The organism is Achromobacter sp. Root565, assembly GCF_001427425.1.
GTDB classification, from domain to species: Bacteria; Pseudomonadota; Gammaproteobacteria; order Burkholderiales; family Burkholderiaceae_B; genus Achromobacter; species Achromobacter spanius_D.
The window spans coordinates 593,922-618,709 of sequence record NZ_LMGO01000006.1 but is presented as its reverse complement, the minus strand read 5'-3'; the positions used below and the strand labels follow the sequence as shown (position 1 = coordinate 618,709).

At 66.1% G+C, this 24,788-nt stretch carries 27 protein-coding genes; 20 read left to right on the top strand and 7 right to left on the bottom strand.

Annotated features, from left to right (window positions below; genetic code table 11):
- Window positions 1-2,299: 2,299 nt before the first annotated feature.
- Window positions 2,300-3,028: a DUF6708 domain-containing protein gene (locus tag ASD71_RS24230; RefSeq protein ID WP_156395267.1), complete on the top strand. Its 729-nt coding sequence runs from the start codon at window positions 2,300-2,302 to the stop codon at window positions 3,026-3,028.
- A gap of 6 nt (window positions 3,029-3,034) precedes the next feature.
- On the opposite strand, the gene ASD71_RS24225 is transcribed toward ASD71_RS24230, so the two are convergent.
- Window positions 3,035-3,640: a TetR/AcrR family transcriptional regulator gene (locus ASD71_RS24225; RefSeq protein WP_056570536.1), complete on the bottom strand. Its 606-nt coding sequence runs from the start codon at window positions 3,638-3,640 to the stop codon at window positions 3,035-3,037.
- Between the two features lie 226 nt (window positions 3,641-3,866).
- Between ASD71_RS24225 and ASD71_RS24220 the strand changes: the two genes are divergently transcribed.
- Window positions 3,867-4,493, top strand: coding sequence for a hypothetical protein (locus tag ASD71_RS24220; RefSeq protein ID WP_056570534.1), 627 nt, complete (start codon window positions 3,867-3,869; stop codon window positions 4,491-4,493).
- A 58-nt stretch (window positions 4,494-4,551) separates the two neighbouring features.
- Here ASD71_RS24220 and ASD71_RS24215 read toward each other — a convergent pair whose 3' ends face one another.
- Genes ASD71_RS24215 through ASD71_RS24205 form a run of 3 tightly spaced genes read right to left on the bottom strand, consistent with a single transcriptional unit; the run spans window position 4,552 to window position 7,248 of the window.
- Entirely contained in the window at window positions 4,552-4,872 is a 321-nt protein-coding gene (locus ASD71_RS24215; RefSeq protein ID WP_235512307.1) for a hypothetical protein, read from the bottom strand.
- Window positions 4,859-5,365, bottom strand: coding sequence for a DUF523 domain-containing protein (locus ASD71_RS24210; RefSeq protein WP_056570530.1), 507 nt, complete (start codon window positions 5,363-5,365; stop codon window positions 4,859-4,861). The genes ASD71_RS24215 and ASD71_RS24210 overlap by 14 nt, the downstream gene beginning before the upstream one ends.
- Before the next feature lie 47 nt (window positions 5,366-5,412).
- The gene (locus tag ASD71_RS24205; protein ID WP_056570528.1) at window positions 5,413-7,248 is read right to left on the bottom strand and encodes an NYN domain-containing protein; all 1,836 of its coding nucleotides are present in this window, start codon (window positions 7,246-7,248) and stop codon (window positions 5,413-5,415) included.
- 109 nt (window positions 7,249-7,357) lie between these two features.
- On the opposite strand from ASD71_RS24205, the gene ASD71_RS24200 reads away from it, so the two are divergent.
- The 6 genes from ASD71_RS24200 (at window position 7,358) to ASD71_RS24175 (ending at window position 11,248) form a co-directional block, all read left to right on the top strand.
- On the top strand, window positions 7,358-7,933 hold the full coding sequence (locus tag ASD71_RS24200; RefSeq protein ID WP_056570526.1) for a GNAT family N-acetyltransferase: 576 nt from the start codon (window positions 7,358-7,360) through the stop codon (window positions 7,931-7,933).
- Between the two features lie 180 nt (window positions 7,934-8,113).
- The gene (locus tag ASD71_RS24195) at window positions 8,114-8,995 is read left to right on the top strand and encodes a motility protein A (protein ID WP_056570524.1); all 882 of its coding nucleotides are present in this window, start codon (window positions 8,114-8,116) and stop codon (window positions 8,993-8,995) included.
- Window positions 8,992-10,080 carry an OmpA family protein gene (locus ASD71_RS24190; RefSeq protein ID WP_056570522.1) on the top strand — a complete coding sequence of 363 codons (1,089 nt, stop codon included), beginning with the start codon at window positions 8,992-8,994 and terminating at the stop codon, window positions 10,078-10,080. The genes ASD71_RS24195 and ASD71_RS24190 overlap by 4 nt, the downstream gene beginning before the upstream one ends.
- A gap of 147 nt (window positions 10,081-10,227) precedes the next feature.
- A complete protein-coding gene (locus ASD71_RS24185) occupies window positions 10,228-10,614 on the top strand; it encodes a hypothetical protein (RefSeq protein ID WP_056570617.1) in 387 nt (128 codons plus the stop codon).
- On the top strand, window positions 10,611-10,802 hold the full coding sequence (locus ASD71_RS24180) for a helix-turn-helix transcriptional regulator (RefSeq protein WP_056570520.1): 192 nt from the start codon (window positions 10,611-10,613) through the stop codon (window positions 10,800-10,802). Before ASD71_RS24185 ends, ASD71_RS24180 begins: the two co-directional genes overlap by 4 nt.
- 92 nt (window positions 10,803-10,894) lie before the next feature.
- Entirely contained in the window at window positions 10,895-11,248 is a 354-nt protein-coding gene (locus ASD71_RS24175) for a YciI family protein (RefSeq protein WP_056570518.1), read from the top strand.
- Between the two features lie 69 nt (window positions 11,249-11,317).
- Here the strand turns inward: ASD71_RS24175 and ASD71_RS28285 are convergent, their stop codons facing one another.
- On the bottom strand, window positions 11,318-11,470 hold the full coding sequence (locus ASD71_RS28285) for a hypothetical protein (RefSeq protein ID WP_175121829.1): 153 nt from the start codon (window positions 11,468-11,470) through the stop codon (window positions 11,318-11,320).
- Window positions 11,471-11,688: 218 nt separating this feature from the next.
- Here ASD71_RS28285 and ASD71_RS24170 point away from each other — a divergent pair, with 218 nt between their 5' ends.
- From ASD71_RS24170 to ASD71_RS24140, 7 genes are all read left to right on the top strand, one after another.
- Window positions 11,689-12,102, top strand: a complete 414-nt coding sequence (locus ASD71_RS24170; protein ID WP_056570516.1) for a YciI family protein — start codon at window positions 11,689-11,691, stop codon at window positions 12,100-12,102.
- A 39-nt stretch (window positions 12,103-12,141) separates the two neighbouring features.
- A complete protein-coding gene (locus ASD71_RS24165; RefSeq protein WP_056570514.1) occupies window positions 12,142-12,549 on the top strand; it encodes a VOC family protein in 408 nt (135 codons plus the stop codon).
- The gene (locus ASD71_RS24160) at window positions 12,546-13,844 is read left to right on the top strand and encodes an RNA polymerase sigma factor (RefSeq protein WP_056570512.1); all 1,299 of its coding nucleotides are present in this window, start codon (window positions 12,546-12,548) and stop codon (window positions 13,842-13,844) included. The genes ASD71_RS24165 and ASD71_RS24160 overlap by 4 nt, the downstream gene beginning before the upstream one ends.
- 33 nt (window positions 13,845-13,877) lie before the next feature.
- On the top strand, window positions 13,878-14,744 hold the full coding sequence (locus ASD71_RS24155) for an AraC family transcriptional regulator (RefSeq protein WP_056570511.1): 867 nt from the start codon (window positions 13,878-13,880) through the stop codon (window positions 14,742-14,744).
- Between the two features lie 82 nt (window positions 14,745-14,826).
- Window positions 14,827-15,786: a DMT family transporter gene (locus ASD71_RS24150; protein WP_056570509.1), complete on the top strand. Its 960-nt coding sequence runs from the start codon at window positions 14,827-14,829 to the stop codon at window positions 15,784-15,786.
- 147 nt (window positions 15,787-15,933) lie between these two features.
- Window positions 15,934-16,581 (top strand): TetR/AcrR family transcriptional regulator, encoded by a 648-nt coding sequence (locus ASD71_RS24145; RefSeq protein ID WP_056570507.1) that lies wholly within the window; start codon window positions 15,934-15,936, stop codon window positions 16,579-16,581.
- Window positions 16,578-19,151 carry a PEP/pyruvate-binding domain-containing protein gene (locus ASD71_RS24140; protein ID WP_056570505.1) on the top strand — a complete coding sequence of 858 codons (2,574 nt, stop codon included), beginning with the start codon at window positions 16,578-16,580 and terminating at the stop codon, window positions 19,149-19,151. Before ASD71_RS24145 ends, ASD71_RS24140 begins: the two co-directional genes overlap by 4 nt.
- A 6-nt stretch (window positions 19,152-19,157) precedes the next feature.
- Here the strand turns inward: ASD71_RS24140 and ASD71_RS24135 are convergent, their stop codons facing one another.
- Window positions 19,158-20,636, bottom strand: a complete 1,479-nt coding sequence (locus ASD71_RS24135) for a HAMP domain-containing sensor histidine kinase (protein WP_056570502.1) — start codon at window positions 20,634-20,636, stop codon at window positions 19,158-19,160.
- Window positions 20,633-21,352, bottom strand: a complete 720-nt coding sequence (locus tag ASD71_RS24130) for a response regulator transcription factor (protein WP_056570500.1) — start codon at window positions 21,350-21,352, stop codon at window positions 20,633-20,635. Before ASD71_RS24130 ends, ASD71_RS24135 begins: the two co-directional genes overlap by 4 nt.
- A 142-nt stretch (window positions 21,353-21,494) precedes the next feature.
- Between ASD71_RS24130 and ASD71_RS24125 the strand changes: the two genes are divergently transcribed.
- From ASD71_RS24125 to msrA, 5 genes are read left to right on the top strand one after another with little or no spacing between them, the layout of a single operon-like run.
- Window positions 21,495-22,211, top strand: a complete 717-nt coding sequence (locus ASD71_RS24125) for a cytochrome b/b6 domain-containing protein (protein WP_082579034.1) — start codon at window positions 21,495-21,497, stop codon at window positions 22,209-22,211.
- Between the two features lie 9 nt (window positions 22,212-22,220).
- Window positions 22,221-23,009 (top strand): molybdopterin-dependent oxidoreductase, encoded by a 789-nt coding sequence (locus tag ASD71_RS24120; protein ID WP_056570497.1) that lies wholly within the window; start codon window positions 22,221-22,223, stop codon window positions 23,007-23,009.
- A 40-nt stretch (window positions 23,010-23,049) separates the two neighbouring features.
- A complete protein-coding gene (locus ASD71_RS24115; protein ID WP_056570496.1) occupies window positions 23,050-23,391 on the top strand; it encodes a pentapeptide MXKDX repeat protein in 342 nt (113 codons plus the stop codon).
- A gap of 60 nt (window positions 23,392-23,451) precedes the next feature.
- Entirely contained in the window at window positions 23,452-23,961 is a 510-nt protein-coding gene (msrB, locus tag ASD71_RS24110) for a peptide-methionine (R)-S-oxide reductase MsrB (RefSeq protein WP_056570494.1), read from the top strand.
- 33 nt (window positions 23,962-23,994) lie between these two features.
- Window positions 23,995-24,714, top strand: a complete 720-nt coding sequence (gene msrA, locus ASD71_RS24105) for a peptide-methionine (S)-S-oxide reductase MsrA (RefSeq protein WP_056570492.1) — start codon at window positions 23,995-23,997, stop codon at window positions 24,712-24,714.
- Window positions 24,715-24,788 lie beyond the last annotated feature (74 nt).

Sequence of the window (24,788 nt, the reverse complement as noted above, 5' to 3'; positions counted from 1 at the left end):
CAAGACGGAATACGCCGGACGGAACGCACACAAACTGCAGAGTGGAACGTTCATCAGCAATTATTTCGAGGGGATGAAGAAACAGGCTGCGACTAATCCAAACCTGGGCAAGACGCTCGTAAGGCAGCAAAACCTGGTGAACTACGCAGGCGCGCTTTCGTTTCCCCGCATTTATGCCAAAGAAATAGAAGCGTTCGAAAACACAATTGCCAAAGCGGTACAGGATTCCCTGGCGTGGGTCCGCCTGATCGACTTATCGCAACTCTTGGGCAAGGCACTACGGTGCTTTGACCGCAGCGTGATCCACAACGCACACGACTATGAGGAAGCTGTACTTCAGTGCATTGGCGGACTGGTGCACTCCAAAGATGGAATACAGGTACTGAACCACCTAATCAATTTGCCCGTCGACGAAAGCCCCTTTTGGCTTGCGCTGGCCAATGGCAGCGAGCTGCTTCTTGCCCGTCTGAAAGCCAGTTCCGGTGAAATTGCCAAGAACCTTTTCAGCGTCATGGACAAGGTCTTGGAACAGCACCAATTGACCGCAGCCTCCAACGCGCTAATTGGGCTCCTGCAGCCGCTGCCGGAATCCAAAGTGGCGGATGTACTGATGCCACGTCTGCGGCACGTGATGGAGGTCAGAGCCGGCTTCACCATTGTCCGTTACGACGTTGGAATCGACGACCTGCTGCGAGCCGCTTATGAATTCCAGGGGTATCAAACGCTNTGTGATGGAGGTCAGAGCCGGCTTCACCATTGTCCGTTACGACGTTGGAATCGACGACCTGCTGCGAGCCGCTTATGAATTCCAGGGGTATCAAACGCTTGGCGAAGACGGATTGCGGGGGTGGAAGATGCCGTCCCCGAAGATCAATAAGGCAGACCTTGGTCAGAAAACGTCAGTCTATGACTGGGTGAAGGTTGGTGAAACCACGTACCGCGAACTTGACGAGGCGCCAACGGACAAGCCAGCACTGCCGCCGCCCAGGCCTATCAGGATGGAAGGCAACCCCTTCCTCAACTCGGTTAATAAACTCAGGGCGCCCGGAGGACTCGTCCTTACGGGATTGGGGGGCTTTCTTGCATTGAAGCCGCTAATCAATGCCTGGCGGGAATTCAGCCGCGGAACCGCCCGCATAGCAAATTTTTATAGTCTGCTGGGCGCCTCGAGCGCGCTTATTGGAGCAGGAATTGAAATTGGCGCAACGACTGTTGCGATACATGCCGGATCTCGTGGAAATGCCGCCTTCGCAACGAATATGAAAATCGTTGCAGCAAAACGAGGTGTTGCACTCTTCGGAGCTGGCGGGGCGGGACTCTCAGCCGTAGCGGACTTCGTTAAATCTATCAGTGCATTTAATGAAAGCAACCCACAACTGGGAAGCATGCTGATTGGCTCGGCGCTAGCCGGCGGTGTTGTATCAGTTGCGACGTGGGCAGGAGGAGTAGCCACAGCTAAGGCGCTGACTAGCGGAGGGGCAGTCGTCGTGCTCGGTCTTAACCCTGCCGGTTGGGCGATTGTTGCAGGCATCGCGCTCGTACTAATTGTTGGATTCGCGTTCGGCGCCGATATGACCAAACACGGACCAATTGATATCTGGCTTAAACACTCCGTCTGGGGCGTGGATCGTCGTCGATACACGAACCTGGAAGAACTGAATGCCTTCCACGGCTTGTGCTACCGTCCACGACTGACGCCGGAATGGAATAAGTCCTACGGGTACTCGGTCGGCACTCTTCGCATCAGCTGCCAGTTGCCGAACACAAATCGCCTGAACGGAGAAGAATTTCAGACCAAATTGGTCGTTACCTTGCGAGGGACCATGCTTTCCCGGGTTGACGGACCAATCGCTTACGCACCCGGTTCCAACCCGATTGACTATCGACGTGAATGCTTGGTTACACCGTTGGGCAGCACCAGCAGTGAATGTGGTTGGTCGATTCAGATGGACGAGGATGCTGAAGTTGCACTGGAGTATCTATACTTCCCCGACCCCGAACGTCAGCCTAATCTCGCACTACGGCAACCGGATGCTCCGAAAGCGCTCGTATTCTCGCCGGGGGGATGGCTCTCAGACCCTATCGATTCCGCCAAGCTTGAACCCGTCGAGGGTCCAAAGTGACGATTGAAGTCAAGCGCCTTCCAAAGAATCTGCGTTTCGGTGGGACACCGCTAGGTACCGGAAGTTGCGCCGGCCATGAGCCTCAGCCGGACGGGGTGAGGTGGATCAACGACAAATGTGTCGAGCTCGAAACATACCCAAACTACATTCGGAGCGGCACTGCGGGCTACATTGGCATGTCCGCTCTGGTTTTCGTCATCGTTTTTGCGTCAGTCTTGCTTGCTCTGGGGCCCGCCGACGTGGACTTGGAAACGGTCCTAATCATGCTTTCAGGACTCCCGGTTTCGATCGGGCTCGCCTTTGTTTTTTACATTGCCAGCGGTGCGCATCGAAGTCGGGGAGGTTTTATCCGGATTCACCGCGGTACTCGCAAGCTGTACTTCGTGTCCCTGCCGCAGAAGCGCCTCCACGCGCTCGATTGGGACCACATAGAGGCTTTGGCCGGCTATATCCCCATCGTCTCCACTAGCGGCTACACCAGCCGACATCCGCTGTTCTTAATTGGCGTTGACCACGGTATGAGCCCGCCAACGGAGATTTGCGTTGCATGCGGCAACCTCGGCCTGTTCGACGGAGACCGGTCAGCCAAGGCGCTGTGGGCTTATCTTCAAGCCTTCATGGCCCGAGGCCCTGAAGGCTTGCCAGAACCCGCGCCGCTGCCTCCTCGCCCAAGCCGCAGACAGGAAACCCTTCAACCATACCGGAAGTGGTATGCCGGATTGTGCCGCAGGTTGGCCGAGCCCTACGGCATATTGAAGGCACCTATCACCATCCCGCTATGGATAATTCTGCTGCTGATTGAAGCGTATCCGGACAGTGTTGAGGCCTTCATTCAGTTCAACGTGCCTTACACGCAGTTCCCCAAGGAAATCGACCGGTTGTGCGGCTTTGATGAAACAACCTAGGCCTTCCTACCGCCTACGCATCCCATCCAGCAGCAGATCCGTCATGAACTCCGCAACCGCCTGCTGCCCGGCCGCGTCGGGCAGCAGGCGCGTGAAACGTTCGATGATGGCTATGAGCGACTGGCCGAACCACTCGGGCGATATTTCCGGGCGGAAAAGTCCCGCTCGCTGCTCCGACCTGACGTTTTCGGCGATCAGGATGACCAGTTCATCCTTGAGCGCCTCGGCCGCTTCGGCCTGGAAAAAGCCGATGCGCGTGAGGTTTGGGTCTTCCTGCAGGATGGCGAGCAGTGTCCCTATGCCCTGCCGGATGCGGTTCACCAGAGCTTCGCCCTGCAGGTGGCCGGGAAGCCGTGCCTCGCTGATTGCCTGGCGCAACCGCTGGGCGAACAGCCCCACCAGCTCGTCATAGGCCGCTTGTTTGCTGGTGAAGTATTGATAGAACACCGGCTGGGTCACGCCGGCGCGGGCGACGATGTCGCTGACCCGGGTGTGCTGGAAACCGCGTTCGGCAAACTCGGCCGCGGCGACGGCCAAAAGCTGTTTGCGCGTGCGTTCGCCCTTGGTAAGACGCTTGTCCTGGGACGCTGTATTCGGTAGTGCCGTGATCATCGCAAAAAAATACTACCGATCCCCTGATTCCGCCACTGGCCGCGAGACCAATTTGCGGCACCCTTGATGGTTCATTTCACTGCGTTTCGCCCGTCACCCTTCTGAAATCAGTTGAAATTCCCGTAGCGTCTGGGGACATTCTTCTCGTGTCGGCCGAGCAGTACATTACGCCTATCGCCCGGCCTGATGGCAAGGTGCCGGCGCCGGGCGGCCGAGGAGCAAGATCATGAAGCGGTTTATTGGCCGGGTGACGATGGCGGCGTTGGTGCTGGCGGTTGCCAGCGCACCCGCAATGGCGGGCGGACGCGGCGGATATTGGGGCGGTTATGGCGGCGGCCATCATCATTACCGCGGCAGCTCGAACGGCTGGTGGATCGGCGGCGCCGTGGCGCTGACGTCGGTGGGTCTCATCGCAGCCAGTTCAAGGCCCGGATACGTGCGGACCGGCGTGTATTCGTCGGGGGTGGGTTATACCAGTCCCCCCCTGTACGCCGCACCCGTCGCCATGCCGGTATACGGCACGACGGTCTACCAAGCCGCGCCGGTGTATGACGCCCCCGTTTACCAGGCGCCGCCGGTGTACAACGCGCCCGTCTATCAGGCGCCGCCGGTCGTTTATCCCGTGCCAGTGGCCGTCCCGGCCAACCCGCCCGTCGTATACGCCCCTGCGCCCCAGGCCGAAATCGCGCTGGCCGATGCCTCGTACGAATGCCGGCGCTGGGCCATGAACGAAAGCGGCCATGACCCGTCCAACATCACCCCGTGGACGACGAAGGTCATGATCGATTCCTACAACCGCGCGCGGGATTCCTGCATGGAAAGCCGCGGCTACCGGGGATACCGCGCCTACTGACGCGAGCGTCCGGCTATTCCGGATACTGTTCGGCGGCGGCGCGGCGCCAACTGTCCTGTCAGCGCCGCCAGCCGCGCCAGGCAAACATCAGGCCGGCGGCCAGCAACGCCCCGGCCGGCAGCACCCAGACGAAGCCCGAGTCGGTGTAGACCACCTGCTCCACGGAATCGTAGTAGCGGCCAAGCTCGTTGAATTCCCAGCGCAGATACTGCGCGTACCAGGCGTAGAAGAAGACGGCGGAAAGCGCCAGGCTGACCAACGCGGCGGTCCGGGCAAGCACCCGGCTGCGGCCAGCATGCGCCAAGACCTTCCAGGCCAGATACCCGCCACCGGCCACCGCGGCCAGCACCATCCAGTCTCCCGCCTCAGCGAGCATCATCGGCCTCCAACTGCGCCAGAAACGCTCCGGCTTCAGCCCATTGGTGTTCGCTGAACACGTACAGGCCCGCCTCGCGCAGCAGTTCTGCGGTGACGCCCACGCCGGGCTGGCGGCGGCCCGCAAAATGGCCGTCGTAGACGTAGCCGCTGCCGCAAGACGGACTGCCCTCTTTCAGCACGGCGATGCGAATGCCGTGCGTCTGCGCAGCGGCCAGCGCCTGGCGTGCGCCGTGCACGAAGGGCGTCGTCACGTCGTCGCCCGTCACCGCCACCACACGCCCGTTTCCGGCCAGCACCGAGGCCGCGCTTCTACCCGGCTCGATTTCCGCCGGGGGGCGTGGGATTGGCATGCCGCCCGCCACCTCCGGACAGACCGACACCACACGCCCCTCCCGCAGCCAGCGGGCCAGGACGGCATCGTTATGCGTCACGCCGCGTCCGTCGTATCGCACGGGGTTGCCCAAGAGGCAGGAGCTGATCAGAACATGGTGCATGGGACGGCGGGATCGGGGGCCGGCAGCGGCCCGGGCGATCACCGATCTTAAGCCGAGTCGGTTTTCTTCGCGGTTTTGCGCGGCGCCGTCTTGCGGGCCGCGGTTTTGCGTGCCGGTTTTGCGGCCGTGCCGGTCTCGGCGGCGGGCGCCGTCGCGGGCGCCGCGCCGGCCGACGCGCTTTCCGGTTTGGCCGGCGCCTTGGGCGTGGTCTTGCGGGCGCCCCGGGCAGGCTTGGCGGCGGACTTGGTGGAAGCAGCATCGGGAGCAACTGCGGGAGCGGCTTCGGAAACGGCTTTAGTAGCCGCTTCCGACCGACGCGGCGCCCCGGCGAAGGGATCTGGCGCCTCGCCGCGGCGCTCGCGCTCGGTCTTCGCCGGCGGCGCGGCGAAGGTCCAATCGGCGACATTCACGACGGGTGGCGGGCCGGAGACCAGCGCCGACTGCGGCGGCGGGGGAACCGGCCGTGTGAACGCGGGCGGCGCCACGTCGTCGCGCTTGCTAGCCGGCGCGTGTCGCTTGGACGACGCCTGGCGCCCGGACGATTCTGGCGGTTCAGCCGAAGTCTTCCCTTCGGACGGCCCCTGCCCCTCGACCGGCTCACGCGGCTGAACGGCATCTTCACCCGACCCGGAATTCCCGGACTGCCGGGCATCATCGCCCGTCCTTGACCCGCGCCCCCGGCGGCCCGAGCGGCCCTGCCGCCCGTTATCCGCCTGTCTGGCGCCGCGCGGCGGCGACGAGCCGTCGGCAGAATCCTCGCCAGCAATCTGACCCGGCGCCTGCGACACATCCAGCACCGTGCCGCCTTCCGTCTGCTGCGGCGCGTCGGGCTGTTTCCAGGCATCCGCAACCTCGGCGGAACCCTCCGACGCGGTCACGGTCGCTTCCCGCTCCGAACCCTCGCCGTGCGAGCCAGCCGTCCGGCCGCCCGCCGTCTTGCGGCCACCGCGCGATTTGCGGCTGTTTCGGCCGCCAGAGCTCGGCGCCTCGCCGACATCGGCCGCCCCGTCAGCGCTCGACGCACCATTCGCGTCGCCAGACGGGTCCGAGGACGCGTCGCCCGAGCCATCACGGTAGACATACGTGCCAGATTTTTCTTCGCGGCCGACCTCAAGAAAGCCGCGCGACTGCGCTTCTTCCAGCAGATTGCCGAACGCGCGGAAGCCGTAGTAGGACTCGTTGAAATCAGGCTTGCGGCGCTTCAGGGCGTCTTTCAGGGCCGATGCCCAGATCTTGCCGCTGTCGCCGCGTTCGGCCATCAGCGCCTCGAAGGTCTCGACGACCATCTCGACCGCGCGCGTCTTGCGCGCGTCCTGCTCTTCCTTGCGGCGGCGCTCTTCGTCGGGCGAGCGGCGCTGGGCGCTGACGCCACGGTTGTCGCGGCGGGCCTCGGCGGTGCGCTGGCCTTCGCGGGCCAGGTCGTCATAAAAGATGAACTCGTCGCAGTTGGCGATCAGCAGGTCCGACGTGGACTGTTTGACGCCCACACCGATGACCTTCTTGTTGTTCTCCCGCAGCTTGGACACGAGCGGCGAAAAGTCGGAGTCGCCGCTGATGATGACGAAGGTATTGACGTGGGACTTGGTGTAGCAGAAGTCCAGCGCGTCCACGACCAGGCGGATGTCCGCAGAGTTCTTGCCCGACTGGCGCACGTGCGGGATTTCTATCAGTTCGAAATTGGCCTCGTGCATCGGCGCCTTGAATTCCTTGTACCGCTCCCAGTCGCAATAGGCCTTCTTGACCACGATGCTGCCCTTGAGCAGCAGGCGCTCGAGCACCGGCCGGATGTCGAACTTCTGGAATTTAGTGTCGCGCACGCCCAGCGCCACGTTCTCGAAGTCGCAGAAAAGCGCCATGCTGACGTTTTCGTTGGGGTTGTTCATGTTCTCTCCAATGCCGCGGTCGGAAGGCCAAACCAGGCCTGACACCGCCAGAATTCGCCCATGATATACATTTCCGCTTGGTCTCCCCCGTCATCCGCCCCGAGCCGCCATGCCCGACACCCTGCTGCCCCCCGAACTTGTCACCGATCGACTGGTGCTGCGCCCCCTGTCCCTGGACGATGCCGACGCCATTCAGCGCACGTTTGCCCACTGGGAGGTCGTGCGCTTTCTGGCAGACAAGGTGCCTTGGCCCTATCCGGCCGATGGCGCGCGCCAGTTCCTGCAAAACGCCGCCCTGCCCGCCATGCGCCGCGGGACGCAATGGCATTGGTCGGTGCGCACGCGCGCGCAGCCTGACCAGTTGATCGGCGTCGTCAGCCTGATGGACGACGAACCCGGCAACAACCGGGGTTTCTGGCTGGATCCGGCGCATCAGGGGCTGGGTTACATGACCGAAGCCAGCGCGGCCGTCACGGCGTATTGGTTCGACGTGCTGGGCAAACCCGTGCTGCGCGCGCCCAAGGCCGTCGCCAATACCGCCTCGCGGCGGATTTCCGAAAGCAGCGGCATGCGGCTGGTGGGTACCGAAGAACGCGGCTTCGTCAGCGGCCGTCATCCCGCCGAAATCTGGGAGATCACCCGCGAGGAATGGCTGGCGCAGCAGGCAGCCGCGCGGCAGCGCTAGACCGTCCCCGATTCTCGCCAGCGTATCGCTGGCACGCCGCGCGCCTGACTGGCCGATTAAGCCGGCGCTTACCGCCTATTTCGCCCCGCTTTCCGGCGAATTGACCGAGGCCCGCGCTGGCTAGAATTCCCGACAATCCGGCATTCCGCGCGTGGGATGCCATGTTCTCGGGCAAGATCCATGAATCCGTCTACCGTCATCGGCGCCGTTGTCGGCCTGCTCACCCTGATCATCGTGGTGGCGCTGTCCGCCAACGATGCCAGCCTGTACTTCAACCTGCCGGGCCTGGCGATCGTGCTGGGCGGCACCTGCGCCGCGCTGTTCATTGCGTACCCGCTGCAGGAAGTGGTGCGCGTGTTCAAGCTGGTTCGCACCGTGTTCCGCAACGACCAGCACGACCAGCAGCGCGACATCGAGGAATTGGTGTCGATGGCGCAGCTCTGGATGAACGCCGACGTCCACAAGGTCGAGCACGAGCTCAAGAAGGTCTCGAACCCGTTCCTGCGCACGGGCGTGCAGCTCATCATCGACAACACGCCCGAAGACCAGATCATCGAACTGCTGAAGTGGCGCGTGGCCCGTCTGCGCGCCCGCGAGCAGGCCGAGGCCCAGATGTTCCGCGTCATGGCTACGTTCGCGCCCGCCTTCGGAATGCTGGGCACCCTGGTCGGCCTGATCAACCTGATGGCCGTCCTGGGCGACGGCAGCATGCAGACCATCGGCCAGCAACTGGCCATCGGCCTGATGACCACGTTCTACGGCATCCTGCTCGCCAATCTGGTCTGCAAGCCGATCGCGCTGAAGCTGGAACGCCGCACGGCACGCCGCGTCGAGTCCATGAACATGGTGCTGCAGGGCATCTCGATGATGTGCGAGAAGCGCGGCCCGGCCATGGTGCGCGAGACGCTGAATTCCTTCGTCATGCACGTCGAAGACGAAATCTATGACGGCGGCGCCGACGCCAAGCCCAAGACCAAGACGGAAGGCCAGGTCAAGCCCGGTGCAACCGCCCCCGCAGCCGCCCCCGTGTCCGTCGCCCGCCCCGCTGCCGCGCGTCAATGAGCCTGATTTCCCCTTCCCTTGCGCAGCGGATCGAGCAGGCCCGCCAGGCGCAGCTACGCGCGCAGAAAACCGCCGCCGCGAGCGGCTGGCGGCCCAGCGATAGCGACCGCCAGGACCGCTATGCGCGCTGGCACGTCGAGGACGCCGTTGAACAGGATTCCGAGAACTGGCTGCTGAGCTACCTGGACCTCATCACGCTGCTGCTCGCGATGCTGGTCGTGATGCTGGCCGTCACCATGCACGGCGGCGCCACCGGCAAGTCCGAGCAGCCCGTCGAACTGGTCGGCACGCTGGGCGGTAGCGGCCTGCCCAAGTACGACGGCGAGTATTCCGAATTCGAGACCGTGCAGATTCCGGCCAGCTGGACTGAGCTGCCCGCTCCCGCCACCGCCGCTACTACCGCCACGCCTGCCCCGGCAGAAGACGAGGTCGTGGTGGCCGAGGCCGCCCCGCCGCTGACCGCGCCGTCCAAGGAATCGCTGGGCCTGGCGGACCTGGGCAATTCAGTGGACGTGATCGTCAATGAGCAGTCGGTCAGCTTTCGCATCAGCAACGAACTGCTGTTCGCCTCGGGCCAGGCCACGCTCAGCACCGCAGGTCTGGACGTGATCAAGCGCCTGGCCGGCATCCTCAACAAGAACGACTACCAGGTCTCGGTCGAAGGCCACAGCGATCCCGTGCCGATCCTGACCAAGCAGTTCGCCTCGAACTGGGAGCTGTCCAGCAGCCGCGCCACCAGCGTGCTGCGCGAGCTGGTGCGCGATGGCGTGACGCCGCAGCGGCTGCGCGCGGTGGGCTACGCGGAAACGCGGCCGATCGAATCCAACGACACGGCAGCAGGCCGCGCCGCCAACCGCCGCGTCGAACTCATCATGGACATCACGCCGCAGCAGCCGAAGACCGCCGCCGCCCCGCAGACGCCCGCCGCCGGCAAGCCGGGCAACGCGCCGCAAGCCGCCGCCCCCGTGGCGAAACCGGCCGTGCCGGATGCAACGCCGTCCGCGGCGAAGGCGGCCGCTCCGGACGCCAAAGCGCCTGCGAACGCCATGAAGGCGCCCGCTCCCGCCGCACCGGCGCAATCCTGATCCGCGATCCCTTTCCTTCCAAAAAACCGGCGCAAGCCGGTTTTTTATTGCCGGCTGGTCGCATATTGGAGATGTAAAGGACGCTTGACACACCGAGGCACGCCCGCCAGAATGTCAAGCACGCTTTACATCAACAAGGGCATTCCCATGAATCAACAACAAGCCAAGCGCCGCTATTTCAAGGAACTGGGCTTCTCGATGGCGCTCTACGCCGTCCTGCTGGTCGGTGCGCTTCGGCTCAGCTTCGACATGCAACCCGGCGCATTGCGCACCGTGGTGCTGCTCACGCCCATGCTGGCGTTTCTGCTGGCGCTGCGGGCCGTCGTGCGCGCCGTGCGCGGGTCCGACGAATTCATCCGCAAGATCACGCTGGAACACCTGGCCATTGCTGCCGCCGTCACCGCCGGCGTCACGTTCACGTATGGATTTCTTGAGATCGCCGGCTTTCCCAAACTGAGCATGTTCGTGGTCTGGCCGCTGATGGGCGGAGTCTGGGCGTTCACCACCATCGTCGACACGCTGCGCCATCGATGAAAAACAGCATCCGCGAATTGCGCGCCGCGCGCGGCTGGAGCCAGGCCGCGCTGGCTGAACGCCTGGACGTCTCGCGCCAGACCGTCAACGCCATCGAGACGGGCCGATACGATCCGAGCCTGCCGCTCGCCTTCGCCATCGCCCGCGTGTTTGAAACGTCCATCGAATCGATCTTCCAGGAAGATTGAGGCGATTTTTCCGGCATGGCGCGGACGCCGGGATCGGCGTTAACCTAGCGGACCCGCCGCTCGCGGCGACCCCAGTCCGCCCCGGAGTCCCCATGCCGTACATGCTGCTGATCGTCGAACCGGTGGGCCAGCGCGCCCAGCGCACGCCCGAGGAAGGGCGCGAGGCCTATGCGCAGATGGTGCGCTACGCCGAATCCCTGCAATCCCGCGGCCTGCTCACGCGCGCCGAATCCCTCAAGTCCGATGCCGAAAGCGTGCGCCTGCGCGTGCGCGACGGCGAACGCCAACTGATGGACGGCCCCTACGCCGAGGCCAAGGAAATGATCGGCGGATTCTTCCTTTTGACCTGCGAGTCGCGCGAAGAAGCGCTGGCGCTGGCCGCCGAATGCCCGGCCGCGCAGTGGGCCACGGTTGAAGTCAGGGAGCTGGGCCCCTGCTTCATGTAGCGCCAAAGGCGGCCTGCGCAAGGGCGCGGGGCCAGACCGGCCGTCGTTTCGCGGCCGGCCGCCGCCGGATCAGCAATTGCCCTTCTTGGCCTGTCCGGGCGGACAGAAGCCGCCACGGCCGCCGCCGTCATGCGGATCGACGACAACGGAGCCTTGCGGGGTGTACACGGCACAGCCGGACAGCACGGAGACGATGAGGGCAAGACTGCACAGAACTTTCATGGCGTTGCTTCAGGGTGGTTAAAGACGCTGCGAGTGTATGGGACCCGCCTGCAACAAGGCCTGGACCTTCGTAACGGGGTGCTAGGACGGCGATACATTCGCTTGACTCGGTGTTTACCCTAAGCAGGCGATGTGCTTGTCGATATCACACCACGCCGTTCGTCGTACCTGTACAAGCGCCCCTATCGGCCTTGCGATTCCCTCCCAGGAGACCTCAGATGCGATTCATGATCATCGTCCGGGCCACGCCCGACAGCGAAGCCGGCATGATGCCGGACGACAGCCTGCTTGCCTCGATGGCGACCTATCACGAAGCCCTGGTCAAGGCCGGCGTGTTGCTGGACGCCAACGGCCTGCACCCGACGTCGAAAGCCTGGCGCGTGCGCTACGACGACCGCGGCGAACGCAAGCTGCTCGACGGGCCGTTCGCCGAAACCAAGGAACTGATCGCTGGCTACACGATGATCCAGGTGCGCTCCCGCGAAGAGGCGATGCAATGGGCGATGCGCTTTCCGACGCCCTTCCCCGGCCAGGACTGCGAGATCGAGGTGCGCCAGGTATTCGAACTGGATGACTTCGAGCCCAGCAAGGAAGTCGAGCGCTTCCGCCAGATGCCAGCGCCGAACGCCTGACCCTCTGCGTACACCCCTGAACCGAAAGCGAGACACGCCATGCACAAGCAGATCTTCGTCAACCTGGCCATCAACGACATGCAGAAGTCCCAGGAATTCTTCAAGAAACTGGGCTACAGCTTCAACCCCGACTTCACCAACGAACAGGGCGCCTGCATGGTCGTCGGCGACAACCTTTACGTGATGCTGCTGGTGAAGGACTTCTTCCAGAGCTTTACCGGCAAGCCGGTGGCGGACGCCACGCAGACCACGGAAGTGCTGGTCTGCCTGTCCTGCGAAAGCCGTGCCGAGATCGACGGCCTGGTCGCGCGGGCCGTCGCCGCGGGCGGCACGGCGCCGCGCGCGCCGCAGGATCACGGCTTCATGTACGCGCACGGGTTCGACGACCTGGATGGGCACATCTGGGAATTCGCTTACATGGTGCCCGGCGAAGCGACCGGCGCATGACGCAGGCGGCCACGCATCGCGCCATCGAGGCGGTCTGGCGGATCGAAGCCGCCAGCGTCATCGCGGGGGTGGCGCGCCTGGTGCGCGACGTGGGGCTGGCCGAAGAGCTGGCCCAGGATGCGCTGGTCGCGGCGCTGGAGCGCTGGCCCCAGACGGGCGTGCCGGACAATCCCGGAGCATGGCTCATGACCACCGCGAAGAACCGCGCGCGCGACCGGCTGCGGCTCGATGCCCTGCACACCCGCAAGCACGAGCAGATCGGCCACGAACTGGAGGCCTTGCAGGCCGACGTGGAGCCCGACTTCGTCGACGCGCTGGATGCAGCGCGCCAGGACGACATCGGCGACGATCTGCTGCGGCTGGTCTTTACCGCCTGCCATCCGCTGCTGTCCACCGAGGCCCGCGTAGCGCTGACGCTGCGCCTCCTGGGCGGGCTGACGACGGCCGAGATCGCGCGCGCGTTCCTGGCGTCGGAATCGACCATCGCCCAGCGCATCGTGCGCGCCAAACGCACGCTGTCCGCCGCCAACGTGCCCTTCGAGGTGCCGTCGGCCGCCGACCGGGCGCAGCGCTTGGCCTCGGTGCTGGAAGTCGTCTACCTGATCTTCAACGAAGGCTATTCCGCGACCTCGGGCGACGACTGGATGCGGCCGGGTCTTTGCGATGAAGCGCTGCGCCTAGGCCGCATCCTGGCCGAATTGACGCCCGCGGAGGCCGAAGTGCATGGGCTGGTCGCGCTGATGGAACTGCAGGCGTCGCGCCTGCATGCGCGCACCGATGCCGAGGGCCGGCCGGTGCTGCTGATGGACCAGGATCGCCGCCGTTGGGATCCGCTCTTGATCCGGCGCGGACTGGCGGCGCTGGACCGGGCCGATGCGCTGGGCGGCGCGCGTGGCCCCTATGCGTTGCAGGCTGGCCTGGCCGCCTGCCATGCGCGGGCCCGGACGCCCGAGGAAACCGACTGGACGCGCATCGTGGCGCTGTACGATGCGCTCGCCCAGGCCGCGCCGTCGCCCGTGGTGGCGCTGAACCGCGCCGTCGCGATCGGCATGGCCTTCGGTCCGCAGGCGGGCCTGGATCTGGCCGACCAGTTGGCGTCGGAGCCCTCGCTGGCGAACTACCACTGGCTGCCCAGCGTGCGCGCGGACCTTCTGGCCAAGCTGGGCCGCAAGGCCGAAGCCCGCGCCGAATTCGAACGCGCGGCCGGCATGACCCGCAACGCCCGTGAACGCGAACTGCTGCTGGCGCGTGCAGGGGAAATGTCCGGGGAAACGGGAGACGTCAGCGGCGATTGAGGGGGCCAGACTCGGCGTGCTTAAATTCCAGGCATGCCACGCAACGCCGCCATCCCCGATCCGGCCGCCCCCCCGATCACGGGCGTGCCGACGGCGTTCGACCATCCCAATGACCGCGCACAGTTCCGCCGCGCGGCCCATCAGCCCGGCGTCGAGCTGTACCGCGCGCACATCATCCGCCACGCCTTCGAGCCGCACACGCACGAGGCCTTCGGGCTGGGCGCCATCGAATCTGGCGTCGAGCGTTTCCGCTATCGGGGCGCCGACCACCTGGCGCCGTCCGGATCGCTGGTGCTGATGAATCCGGACGAACTGCATACCGGACGCGCCGAAACCGAAGGCGGCTGGCGATACCGCATGGCTTACATCGACCCCGACGTCGCCGCGCGGGTAACGGGCGAATCCGGCTGGTGGTTCGGCGCGGCGGTCGGCCATGACCCGTCCGGTGCGCAGCGCGTCACGGCGTTGCTGGATGCGCTGTGGCACGCGTCCGAGCCGCTGGCGTTCGACAGCGCGCTGCACGCGCTGCTGGGCGAATTCCGCCGGCATGCCAGCGTGCCGCGACCGGCCGCCACCGAGGGCGCGCCGCGATTCTCGCAGGTCATCGAGTACTTACGCGCGAACCTTTCACGGCGCCTGACGCTGGACGAACTGGCGGCGGTGGCCGGATTGAGCCCCTTCCATTTCCTGCGCAGCTTCCAGGCCCACCATCACGCCACGCCGCAGCAGATGCTGATGGCGCTGCGGCTGTACGAGGCGAAGCGCCTGCTGGCGGCGGGGGTGGCGCCAGCCCAGGTCGCGCTGGCGGCGGGACTGACCGACCAGGCGCACCTCACGCGCGCGTTTTCGCGCCGCTACGGCGTCACGCCGGCGCGTTATCAAAAACAGACGCGCGGCTAGCGACGCCCCGCACCGCAATCTCGTACAAGATTTCCTCCATCCGCCTGGCTAGACTGCCCGCATTCATGATCTGGAGCGATGTATGTGGGCTGGAACCCTTTACGCCCTGGCCGCCGGCCTGATGTGGGGGCTGGTGTTCGTCGGGCCCTTGCTGCTGCCGGAATACCCGGCGGCCCTGCAATCCGTGGCCCGCTACCTGGCGTTCGGACTGATCGCCCTGCCGCTTGCCTGGCTTGACCGGCGCAACCTGCGCCTTTTGACGCGCGCGGACTGGATCGAAGCGCTCAAGCTCGCCGCCATCGGCAACCTGCTGTATTACCTGTGCCTGGCCAGCGCCATCCAGCGCGCGGGCGGCCCCGTGCCCACGATGATCATTGGCACGCTGCCCGTGGTCATCGCCATCAGCGCCAACCTGCGCAATGCGCGCCGCGACGGCCGGTTGCCGTGGAGGCGGCTGGCGCCGTCGCTCGCGCTCATCGCGCTGGGCATCGCCTGCGTCAACCAGGTGGAACTGCAGGCGCTCCGCCAGGACGCGGATGCCGACCTCTCGCGCTACGCCATCGGCGCGCTGCTCGCGCTGGTCGCGGTCGCATGCTGGACGTGGTATCCGCTGCGCAACGCCGACTGGCTGCGCAACCATCCCGGCCGCAGCCCCCGCACCTGGGCAACCGCGCAGGGTGTAGCCACGTTGCCGCTGGCGCTGGCGGGCTATGGCGTGCTGTGGGCGGGCATGGCGGCGGCGGGCAGCCCGTTCGACATGCCGCTCGGCCCTCGCCCCGACGTGTTCCTGGGGCTGATGATCGCCATCGGTCTCTTCGCGTCCTGGCTCGGGACGCTGTGCTGGAACGAAGCCAGCCAGCGGCTGCCGACCGCGCTGGCCGGTCAGCTGATCGTCTTTGAAACGTTGGCGGCGCTGGCTTACGCCTTCATGTTGCGTGGCGCCATGCCGGAACCGCTGACGCTGGTCGGGATCGGCTGCCTGATGGTGGGGGTGCTGAAGGCCGTGCGCGTGAAGCCGGAGCCGGTCGCGGCGGCGGTGTAAAGCGGCACATGATCTCCGGCGATGGCGATGGCGATGTGCGCCGGCGCGCCGTACGCAGCCAACGGCCAGACCGCCGCCCGCGCCTTCGCATGAGAAATAATTAGACGACGTATACTTTTCAACATCGTCTAACTATCTCCCCCCATCATGCCCGACTCTCAGTTCCTGCTACCTGGCGCAGACGCCACCGATATCGGCCGCCGCGAGCGCAAGCGCCAGCAGACACTGGACCATTTGACGCAGACCGCCTGGCGCCTGTTCGAAGCGCTGGGCTACGACGCTGTCACGATGGAGCAGATTGCCGCGCAGGCCGACGTGTCCAAGGGCACGCTCTACAACCACTTTCCGGTCAAGGAGGCGCTGCTGGCGCAACGCTTCCACGGCGAGCTTGCGGGCGCGCTGATGGCGCTCTGGCCGACGCTGCAAACGCTGCCCACCTTCGCCGAACGGCTGACGCGGCTGCTGCATGCGTCAGCGGATTGGGCAGAATCGCACCGCGCTTATCTTGGCCCCTATCTGCGCTACCGCTTTGCCACGATGCACGCAGGCACACAAGACGACGAGCGCCATCCGCGCAGCGGCCTGCACCGCGTGTTCGCGGCGCTGATCCAGAACGCCCAGGCCGCCAACCAGGCCCGCTCCGACATGGACGCCGAGCTGCTGGCCCATCACCTGCAATTCCTCTACCTGGGCGCCCTGCTGCGCTGGCTGGACCAGCCCGGCGCGTCGCTCCAGCAGGAATTCGACGCCGCCATTGCCCTGTTCGTGCATGGCATGGCGGGGAGCGCCGCATGAGCGCCCTGGTGCTGGACTGGGCGGCCGCGGCGCAGGCCGGTCCGCAAGCCGCGGGCGGCAAAGGCTGGCAGTTGGGCCGCATGGCGCAATTTGGCGTGCCGGTGCCCGACGGCTTTGTGATGGCGGCGCAGGCCAGCGTCGAACACCAGCCCGGCCAGGACGTCCCCCCCGCCGTGGCGCAGGCCCTCTTCCAGGCGCTGCACGCACGCGGCTGGCTGGAACGCCCCCTGGCAATGCGCTCATCGGCGCCGCAAGAAGACTCTGCCGGCGCGTCGTTTGCCGGCATCCATCTGTCCTGCCTGAACGTGCGGGGACCCGATGCCGCCGTGCAGGCGCTTGGCCGCATCTGGGATTCGCTGTGGACGCCGCAGGCGCAGGCGTACCGGCAGCGCCTCGGCCTGCCGATAGGCGGCACGGGCGGCATGGCGGTCGTCGTGATGCCGATGATCGAAGCGCAGGCGTCGGGCATCGCCTTCACCATTGACCCGGCAACGGGCCGCCACGACGAGATGGTCATCCACGCCAACTGGGGCCTGGGTGAATCCCTTGTGAACGGCGAGGCGGACGGCGACGAATACCGCCTGCGCGAAGACTACCTGCGCCAAGCCTGGCCGGTGACCGCACGGCGCATCGGCGCCAAGCGCCACGCCACACAACCCGCCGCCAGCGGCAGGGGCACACACTTGACCGATACGCCCGCGGCCCGCGCCGCGCAAGCCGTTCTGACGGACGCGCAGGCCGAAGCACTGGGCGATATTGTCCGCGATGCCGCCCGGGCGTTGGACTACAGCGGCGCGGCGTATGACCTTGAATGGGCCTGGGACGGCGACCGGTTCTGGATCGTGCAGGCGCGCCCGGTCACCGCGTCGGCGCGCCACACCTATCCCGCGCTACAAGACCAGCCGGACTACTGGTCGCGCGGCAATACCCGCGAGGTCCTGCCGCATGCCATGTCGGCCCTGGAGTGGGATGCGGGCCGCGTGATGGCGCAGCGCATGCTGACCTGCGGCTTCGAGTTGAGCGGCTACGCCACGCTGCCCGGCGTGCCGCTTGCGGCGCTATTCCAGGGGCGCGCCTACCTGAATGCCTCGGTCATCCAATGGGTGGGCCATGACGCGCTGGGCGTCAGCCCCCGCGACATGAACGCATTGCTGGGCGGCGCGCAGCCCGAGATCCGCGTGCCACCGGTCAGCGCCGCACAGCGCTTGCGGCACGGCCTGCGCATCGTGCGCTATCTGCGCCGGGCCGCGCCGCTGCGCCGCCAGGCCGCCACCGACCTGCCCCGGCTTCTGGCCCGCGCGCAAGCATGGCTGGATGCGCCGCTGCCCGCCTCCGACGCCGCCCTGGGCGCGCAGTTGCGCGAACAGTTCCAGACCGTGCTGGCCGCCGATCAATTGTTCTTTTTGCAGGGTTCGGGCGGCGGTGCGCTGTCCAAGCTGCTCGACATGGTGGAAAAGGCCGTGCCCGGCGAAGGCCACGCGCTGACCGCCGCGCTGATGGCGGGCGGCGCCCCCAGCGTGACCGCGGAGCAAGGTTATGCGCTCATGGCGCTGGCGCAATTGGCCGAGCAAGACGCGCAGGCCCTCGCGTGGCTGCGCGCGCCGGACCGCGACGACGCCGCGTGGGCAAAGGCGTTGCCCGATGACAGCCCATTCAAGAAGTCCTTTGCCGACTTCCTGCATCGCTACGGCCATCGCGCCGTTTACGAGACCTACCTGCGCAATGCGCGCTGGCGTGAGGCGCCCGGCTATCTGCTGGACAGCATCCTCAACCTGATCGGCGCCGATCCCGCCGCCCTGCGCGCCCGGCAGGACGACGCCGCGCGGCAAGCGTGGCAACGCGTGCGCCGCGCCTTGCCGTTCTGGCAGCGCCCGCTGGCCGCCAAGCTCCTCACGGCATCCCGCCTGGAAGGCAACCAGCGCGAGGCCGCGCGCAGCGTGCTCGTGGCGTATCTGGCCGTGGCCCGCAAGCGCGCGTTGGAGCTGGGACGCCGCAACATGGGCCCGAACGGTCTGGCAAACGCCGACGACATCTTCCATCTGAACGCGGCCGAGATATTTGCGCTGGCGGATGGCCGGATGGATGCCGCGGCGCTGGGCCGGCGCGCCGCCGCTCGACGTGCACAATTGCAGGTATGGACGGCGCTGCCGGATCACGACGTCATCACCGAATTCGCGGGCCAAACCGCGCCGGCTACTCAGACGCCCCCTGCATCCCGTGCGAACGCATCGCACGATTCCTGGCGAGGCACGCCGGTGGCGGGCGGCCGCGCACGCGGTCGTGCGTTCGTCGCCCGCACGCCAGACGAAGGCCTGTCCATGCCCGCCGGCGGCATTCTGGTCGCGGCGTCTTCCGACCCTGCGTGGACACCGCTCTTTCTACGCGCGGGCGCGGTCGTGATGGAGGTCGGCGGCTATCTGTCGCACGCCGCCATCGTCGCGCGCGAGTTCGGCGTTCCCGCCGTCGTCAGCGTCCACGGCGTGCTGCAAGGGGTCGCCACCGGCGACCTGCTGGAAGTCGATGCCGTGAAAGGCGTCGTCACCCGGCTGCGGGACGACGCCCTCGACTGACAGCGCCTACCCCTGATTTGCTGTCGCCAGTTCGAACTGAAACACCGCCCCGCCGCCTGCCCCGTCCACCAGCCGGATCTCGCTCTGGTGCAGTTGCAGGATGCGCTGCACGATCACCAGCCCCAGTCCGCCGGCTTCGCCCGGCCCGCGGTTCAGCGCCGACGCCCGCGTGAACAGCCCCGCACGCAGCGCCTGCGGGATGCCTTCGCCGGAATCGCTGACCCGCACCTGCACCCGGTTGCGCGACAAGCCAAGCTGCAAGGCAATCTGACCGCCCGGCGGGCTGTGCCGGATCGCGTTGTCCAGCAGGTTCGTCAGCACGCGTTCGATCAGCCCCAGATCCGCGCGCACCGGCGGCAGCGCCTGCGCAATGTCCGTGGTCAGCTGCTGCTGGCGCGCCTCGGCCGCCAATTCGAACTTCTGCATCACGTCCTGCACCAGTTCCGGCAGCGAAAACGTCTCGGGCTCCAGGCGCACCAGTCCGGACTCCAGCCGCGCCAGTTCAAAGAGTTCCTGCGCAAGCCGGCCGACCTTGCGGCTTTGCGCCAGCGCGATGTCCAGGTAGCGGCGGCGCTCGGCGGGATCGAGCGTCTCGTCCTTTAACCGCAGCGTTTCCAGATATCCATGCAGCGACGTCAGCGGCGTGCGCAGATCGTGCGAAATGTTGGCGACCAGATCGCGGCGCTGCTGGTCCTGCCGCGTCAGCTCGCGCCACTGATCCGAGATCCGCCGCCCCATCTGCGCAAACGTGCGCCGCAGCACCGCGATCTCGTCGCCGTTGCGCGCCGCCTGATCGGCCGGCAGCTCCAGCGCGGCCAGCGCCTGGCCGTCGTCGCCATCAAAAGCACGCACCGCGCGCGTCAGCGACCGCAACGGCCGCGTGATCAGCGCAAACGCCGCCAGCCCCGCCACCAGCCCCAGCAAGGCCACCAGCGCAATCGACCACAGCGTCGTGCGCAGCACCGAGGTGCGCGACACGTCCATCGCCAGCGCGTCATGCGCCTGGCCTTGCAGCACCACGTACACGTAGCCCTGTTCTCGGCCATCCACGCGCACCGGCGCCGCGCTGAACACCTTTTGCGCGTCCAGGCTGCGCGGATCGTCGCCCGTGATGGGCAGCATGCCGCCGGCAAGCAGGCGCTTGACCGGCGCAAGATCCACGCGCTCGCGCTTGATCTGGCCGGGCGGCGCGGCGTCGCCCACGATGCGGCCATCGTTGGACAGCAGGTAGACCTCCACCGCCGGATTCACCGTCATCAGCATGTCGAACATCGAGCGCACGGCATCCGGCTTCCAGCCGCCCGCATCCATCAGCTCGGTGGAGCCGGCGATGTGCTGCGCAAGCCCGCTGGATAACCGCTGCACGACCTCCTGTTCGTAGCGCGAGTTGGCCGCGATCTGCAGCCACGCGGACGCGCCGCAGCACGCCAACAGCAGCAACGCAAAAACGCCGGACAGGCGCTGAGTCAACGTGAAACGCTTCATGGCTGCACTCCGGGCGCCGCCGCAAACTTGTAGCCACGGCCCCAGACCGTCAGGATGCGCTGCGGATTGGACGGGTCGGCCTCGATCTTGGTGCGCAGCCGGTTGATGTGGGTATTGACCGTGTGCTCATAGCCTTCGTGCTGGTAGCCCCACACCTGGTTCAGCAGGTCCATGCGCGAGAACACCTTGTCCGGATGCCGCGCAAAGAAATGCAGCAAATCGAACTCGCGCGGCGTCAGATCCAGCCGGCGCGCGTCGACATCGACCGTGCGGGCAATCGGATCAATCGACACGCCATGGACGGCCAGGCTGCCGGCGTCCTGGCGCGCATTGCGCTCGATGGCGTCACTGCGGCGCAGCAGCGCCCGCACGCGCGCCACCAGTTCCAGCATCGAGAACGGCTTGGCCAGATAGTCGTCGGCGCCCAACTCCAGGCCCAGGATCCGGTGCACTTCGCTGGACCGGGCGCTGGTGATGATGATGGGGATGTAGCGCGCCATCGCGCGCGCTCGCTTGCAGATCTCAAGACCGTCGATGCCGGGCAGCATCAGGTCCAGCACCAGTGCGTCCCAGCCGCCTTCTTCAAGCAGGCGCATGCCCTCGTTGCCGTCGGCCGCGTGCTCGACCGCGTAGCCCTCGTCGCGCAGATGCAGGCGCAGCAGTTCCGCGATGTGGGCGTCGTCTTCAACTATCAGTACGCGGCGGGGCGTATCCATGGGGCAACCTGGGGCGTGATCAATGCGCCTATTGTCGCCAATCGGCGCGGGGCAAAGTTCACAATTAATTTAACTTTGCGTGAGGACTTCGGTATGGGCCAGGAGGAAGAATGCCTCCATCGACAGCCCACCGGAGACCGCCATGCTGGCCCGACCCGCCCCCAACAATACGCCGCTTGTTACGCCGGCCGCCGCGCCACCGGGCGCCCCGCCAGCCGTTGCCTCGGCGCCGGCGGCAAGAAAACAGGCCGATCAGCCAGCGTCCCCCGGGTCGTCCCCCGTCATCCACCCCCGCTGGCTGCGTTTGACGCATTGGTTGAACGCGCTGGCCGTGGTCGTCATGATCATGAGCGGCTGGCGTATCTACAACGCCGCGCCTTTTTTCGATTTCACCTTTCCCAACGGCATCACGCTGGGCGGTTGGCTGGGCGGCGCGCTGCAGTGGCACTTTGCCGGCATGTGGCTTCTGTTTGCCAACGGCCTGCTCTACCTGGCGCTGAACGTCGCCACCGGCCGCCTGTGGCGCAAGTTCCTGCCGGTCAGCCCCGGCGGCGTGGTCCGCGACCTGCTGGCCGCGCTGCGCGGCCGGCTCTCGCACGCCGACCCGCGCCGCTACAACCAGGTGCAGCGCCTGGCCTACCTCTTCGTCATGGCCGACATCGCCGTGCTGATCCTGTCCGGGCTCGTGCTTTGGAAGTCCGTGCAATTCGACCTGCTGCGCGACCTGATGGGCGGGTACGAGGCCGCACGGCGCGTGCATTTCTTCGCGATGGCCCTGCTGGCCGGCTTCGTCGCCGTGCACCTGGCGATGGTCGCCCTGGTGCCCCGCAGCCTGCTCACCATGATCCGCGGCAAATAGGAACCTGCCATGACTGAAAAACGCCGCCTGCTGCCAGGCCTGGACGCATCCACCATCCTGCGCGAAGCCGGAAAACTGCTGGGCAAGCGCGTCGAGCAACCCTCGCGCCGCGCCTTCCTGCGCCGCGGCCTGACGCTGGGAGGCCTGGCCATGCTGTCCGGATGCTCGCTGTCCGACGACGAAAGCGTCGAACAGGCGCTGTCCGCCGTCTCCCGCTTCAACGACCGCGTGCAGGGCTGGATCTTTGACCCGGCCAAGCTTGCGCCGACCTATCCCGAATCCATGATCACCCGGCCGTTTCCCTTCAATGCCTTCTACAGCATCGACGACGTGCCACAGGTGGACGAGGCGTCGTTCCGGCTGGAAGTCACCGGCATGGTGGCCGACAAGCGCCGCTGGCGGCTGGACGAGCTGCGCGCCATGGCGCAGGTGGACCAGGTCACGCGGCACATCTGCGTCGAAGGCTGGAGCGCCATCGGCAAATGGGGCGGCGTGCAGTTCTCTGCGTTCTTGAAGCGCGTGGGCGCCGACCTGTCCGCCAAGTACGTCGGTTTCAAGTGCGCCGACGACTACTACACCAGCATCGACATGCCCACCGCGCTGCACCCGCAGACCATCCTCGCCCTGACGTACGACGGCCGGACGCTGCCCCCCGAATACGGCTTTCCCATGAAGCTGCGCATGCCCACCAAGCTTGGCTACAAGAACCCCAAGCACATCCAGGCGATTTTCGTCACCAACACCTACCCGGGCGGTTACTGGGAGGACCAGGGCTACAACTGGTTCGGCGGCAGCTAGGTGATTTCCCGCTTTTTTTCACTGTCAAAAGGAACGCATCATGAACAAACTCACCACCGCCGCATTGTCCGTGTGCCTGGCCCTTGGCGCCACGGCCGCCCACGCTGCCGACACCATGGGCAAAGACGGAATGAGCAAGAACAGCATGTCGAAGGAAGCGCCGGCGCAGGACGGCATGAAGAAGGACTCGATGGGCAAGGACGGCATGTCGCACGACGGGATGAAGAAGGATTCCATGTCGCGCGATGGCATGTCGAAGGGGTCAATGTCGAAGGACTCCATGTCCCGCGATTCGATGTCGAAGGGGTCCATGCCGAAGGACTCCATGTCGAAAGGCGGCATGTCGAAGGACGGGATGAGCAAGGACGGCATGCAGAAGTGAACCCGCGCCGGGGCCGCATCCGCCGGCCCCTGGCTCGAACAAACCCGCATGGAACTCGCCATGAACCTCACACGCAGACACTTCCTTGGCCTGGGCGGCGCCGCGGCAGCCGCCGTTGGCATCGCCCCGCTGCTGGTCACGCGCAGCGGCTCGGCGCAAGCCGCCGCGCCCGCCGCCACCTTCCCCTACACGCTCACCGACGCCCAATGGCGCGAGCGACTGACGCGCGAGCAATACCAGGTGCTGCGCCGCGACGGCACCGAACGGCCCTACTCCAGCCCGCTCAACGACGAGCATGGCAAAGGCACGTTCGCCTGCGCCGGCTGCGAACACCCCTTGTTCTCCTCGTCGACCAAATTTGACAGCGGCACCGGCTGGCCCAGCTTCTGGCAGCCCCTGCCCAGCGCCGTCGGCGAAACCCGCGACCGCAGCTTCGGCATGACCCGCACGGCCGTGCATTGCGCCAACTGCGGCGGCCACCTGGGCCACGTGTTCGACGACGGCCCCCGCCCCACCGGCCTGCGCTACTGCATGAACGGCGTGGCCATGACCTTCGCCCCGCAAGCCTGATCGTCCCTCGCATCGCTACAAGGACCCGACACCATGTCCACGCACCCCACCCTGCGCCGCCTCTGCGCCGCGCTTGCCACCGCAGGCGGCCTGATCGCTTCGACCGCCGCCCCCGCCGCCGAACGCGCCTTCATCATCCCCCCGCCCGCCGACCAACAGTCTGCGAACGCGGCCAGTGCCACCGCCACGCAGGAAAAAGCCGTCATCGCCGGCGGCTGCTTCTGGGGCGTGCAAGCCGTCTTCCAACACGTCAAGGGCGTCAGCAACGCCGTGTCCGGCTACGCGGGCGGCCAAGCCAACACCGCCAACTACAACGCTGTAAGCGGCGGGCGCACCGGCCACGCGGAAGCGGTGGAAATCACCTACGACCCCAAACAGGTCAGCTACGGGCAGTTGCTGCAGATCTATTTTTCGGTGGCGCATGACCCCACCCAGCTCAACCGCCAGGGGCCGGATCACGGCACGCAGTACCGATCCGCCGTGTTTCCGGCCAACGACAGCCAGCGCAAGGTGGCCGAGGCGTATATCGCGCAGCTGAATAAAACGGGGGTGTATCCGAAGGCGCTGGCCACCACCATCGAACCGTTGCAGGCGTTTTATCCGGCGGAGGATTACCACCAGGACTATCTCGTGCGGAACCCCAACAGTATGTACATCGTGATCAACGATGTGCCGAAGGTGGAGAATCTGGCGAAGACGTTTCCGGATTGGTGGCGGGATAAGCCGGTATTGGTGAGCGCGAAGGATAGATAGCGCCGGGGGGGCGGCGCAAACGCGCGGCGAGGAATTCGGCATTTTCTTGCCGGCCACCGAGCCAACCGAGGCCC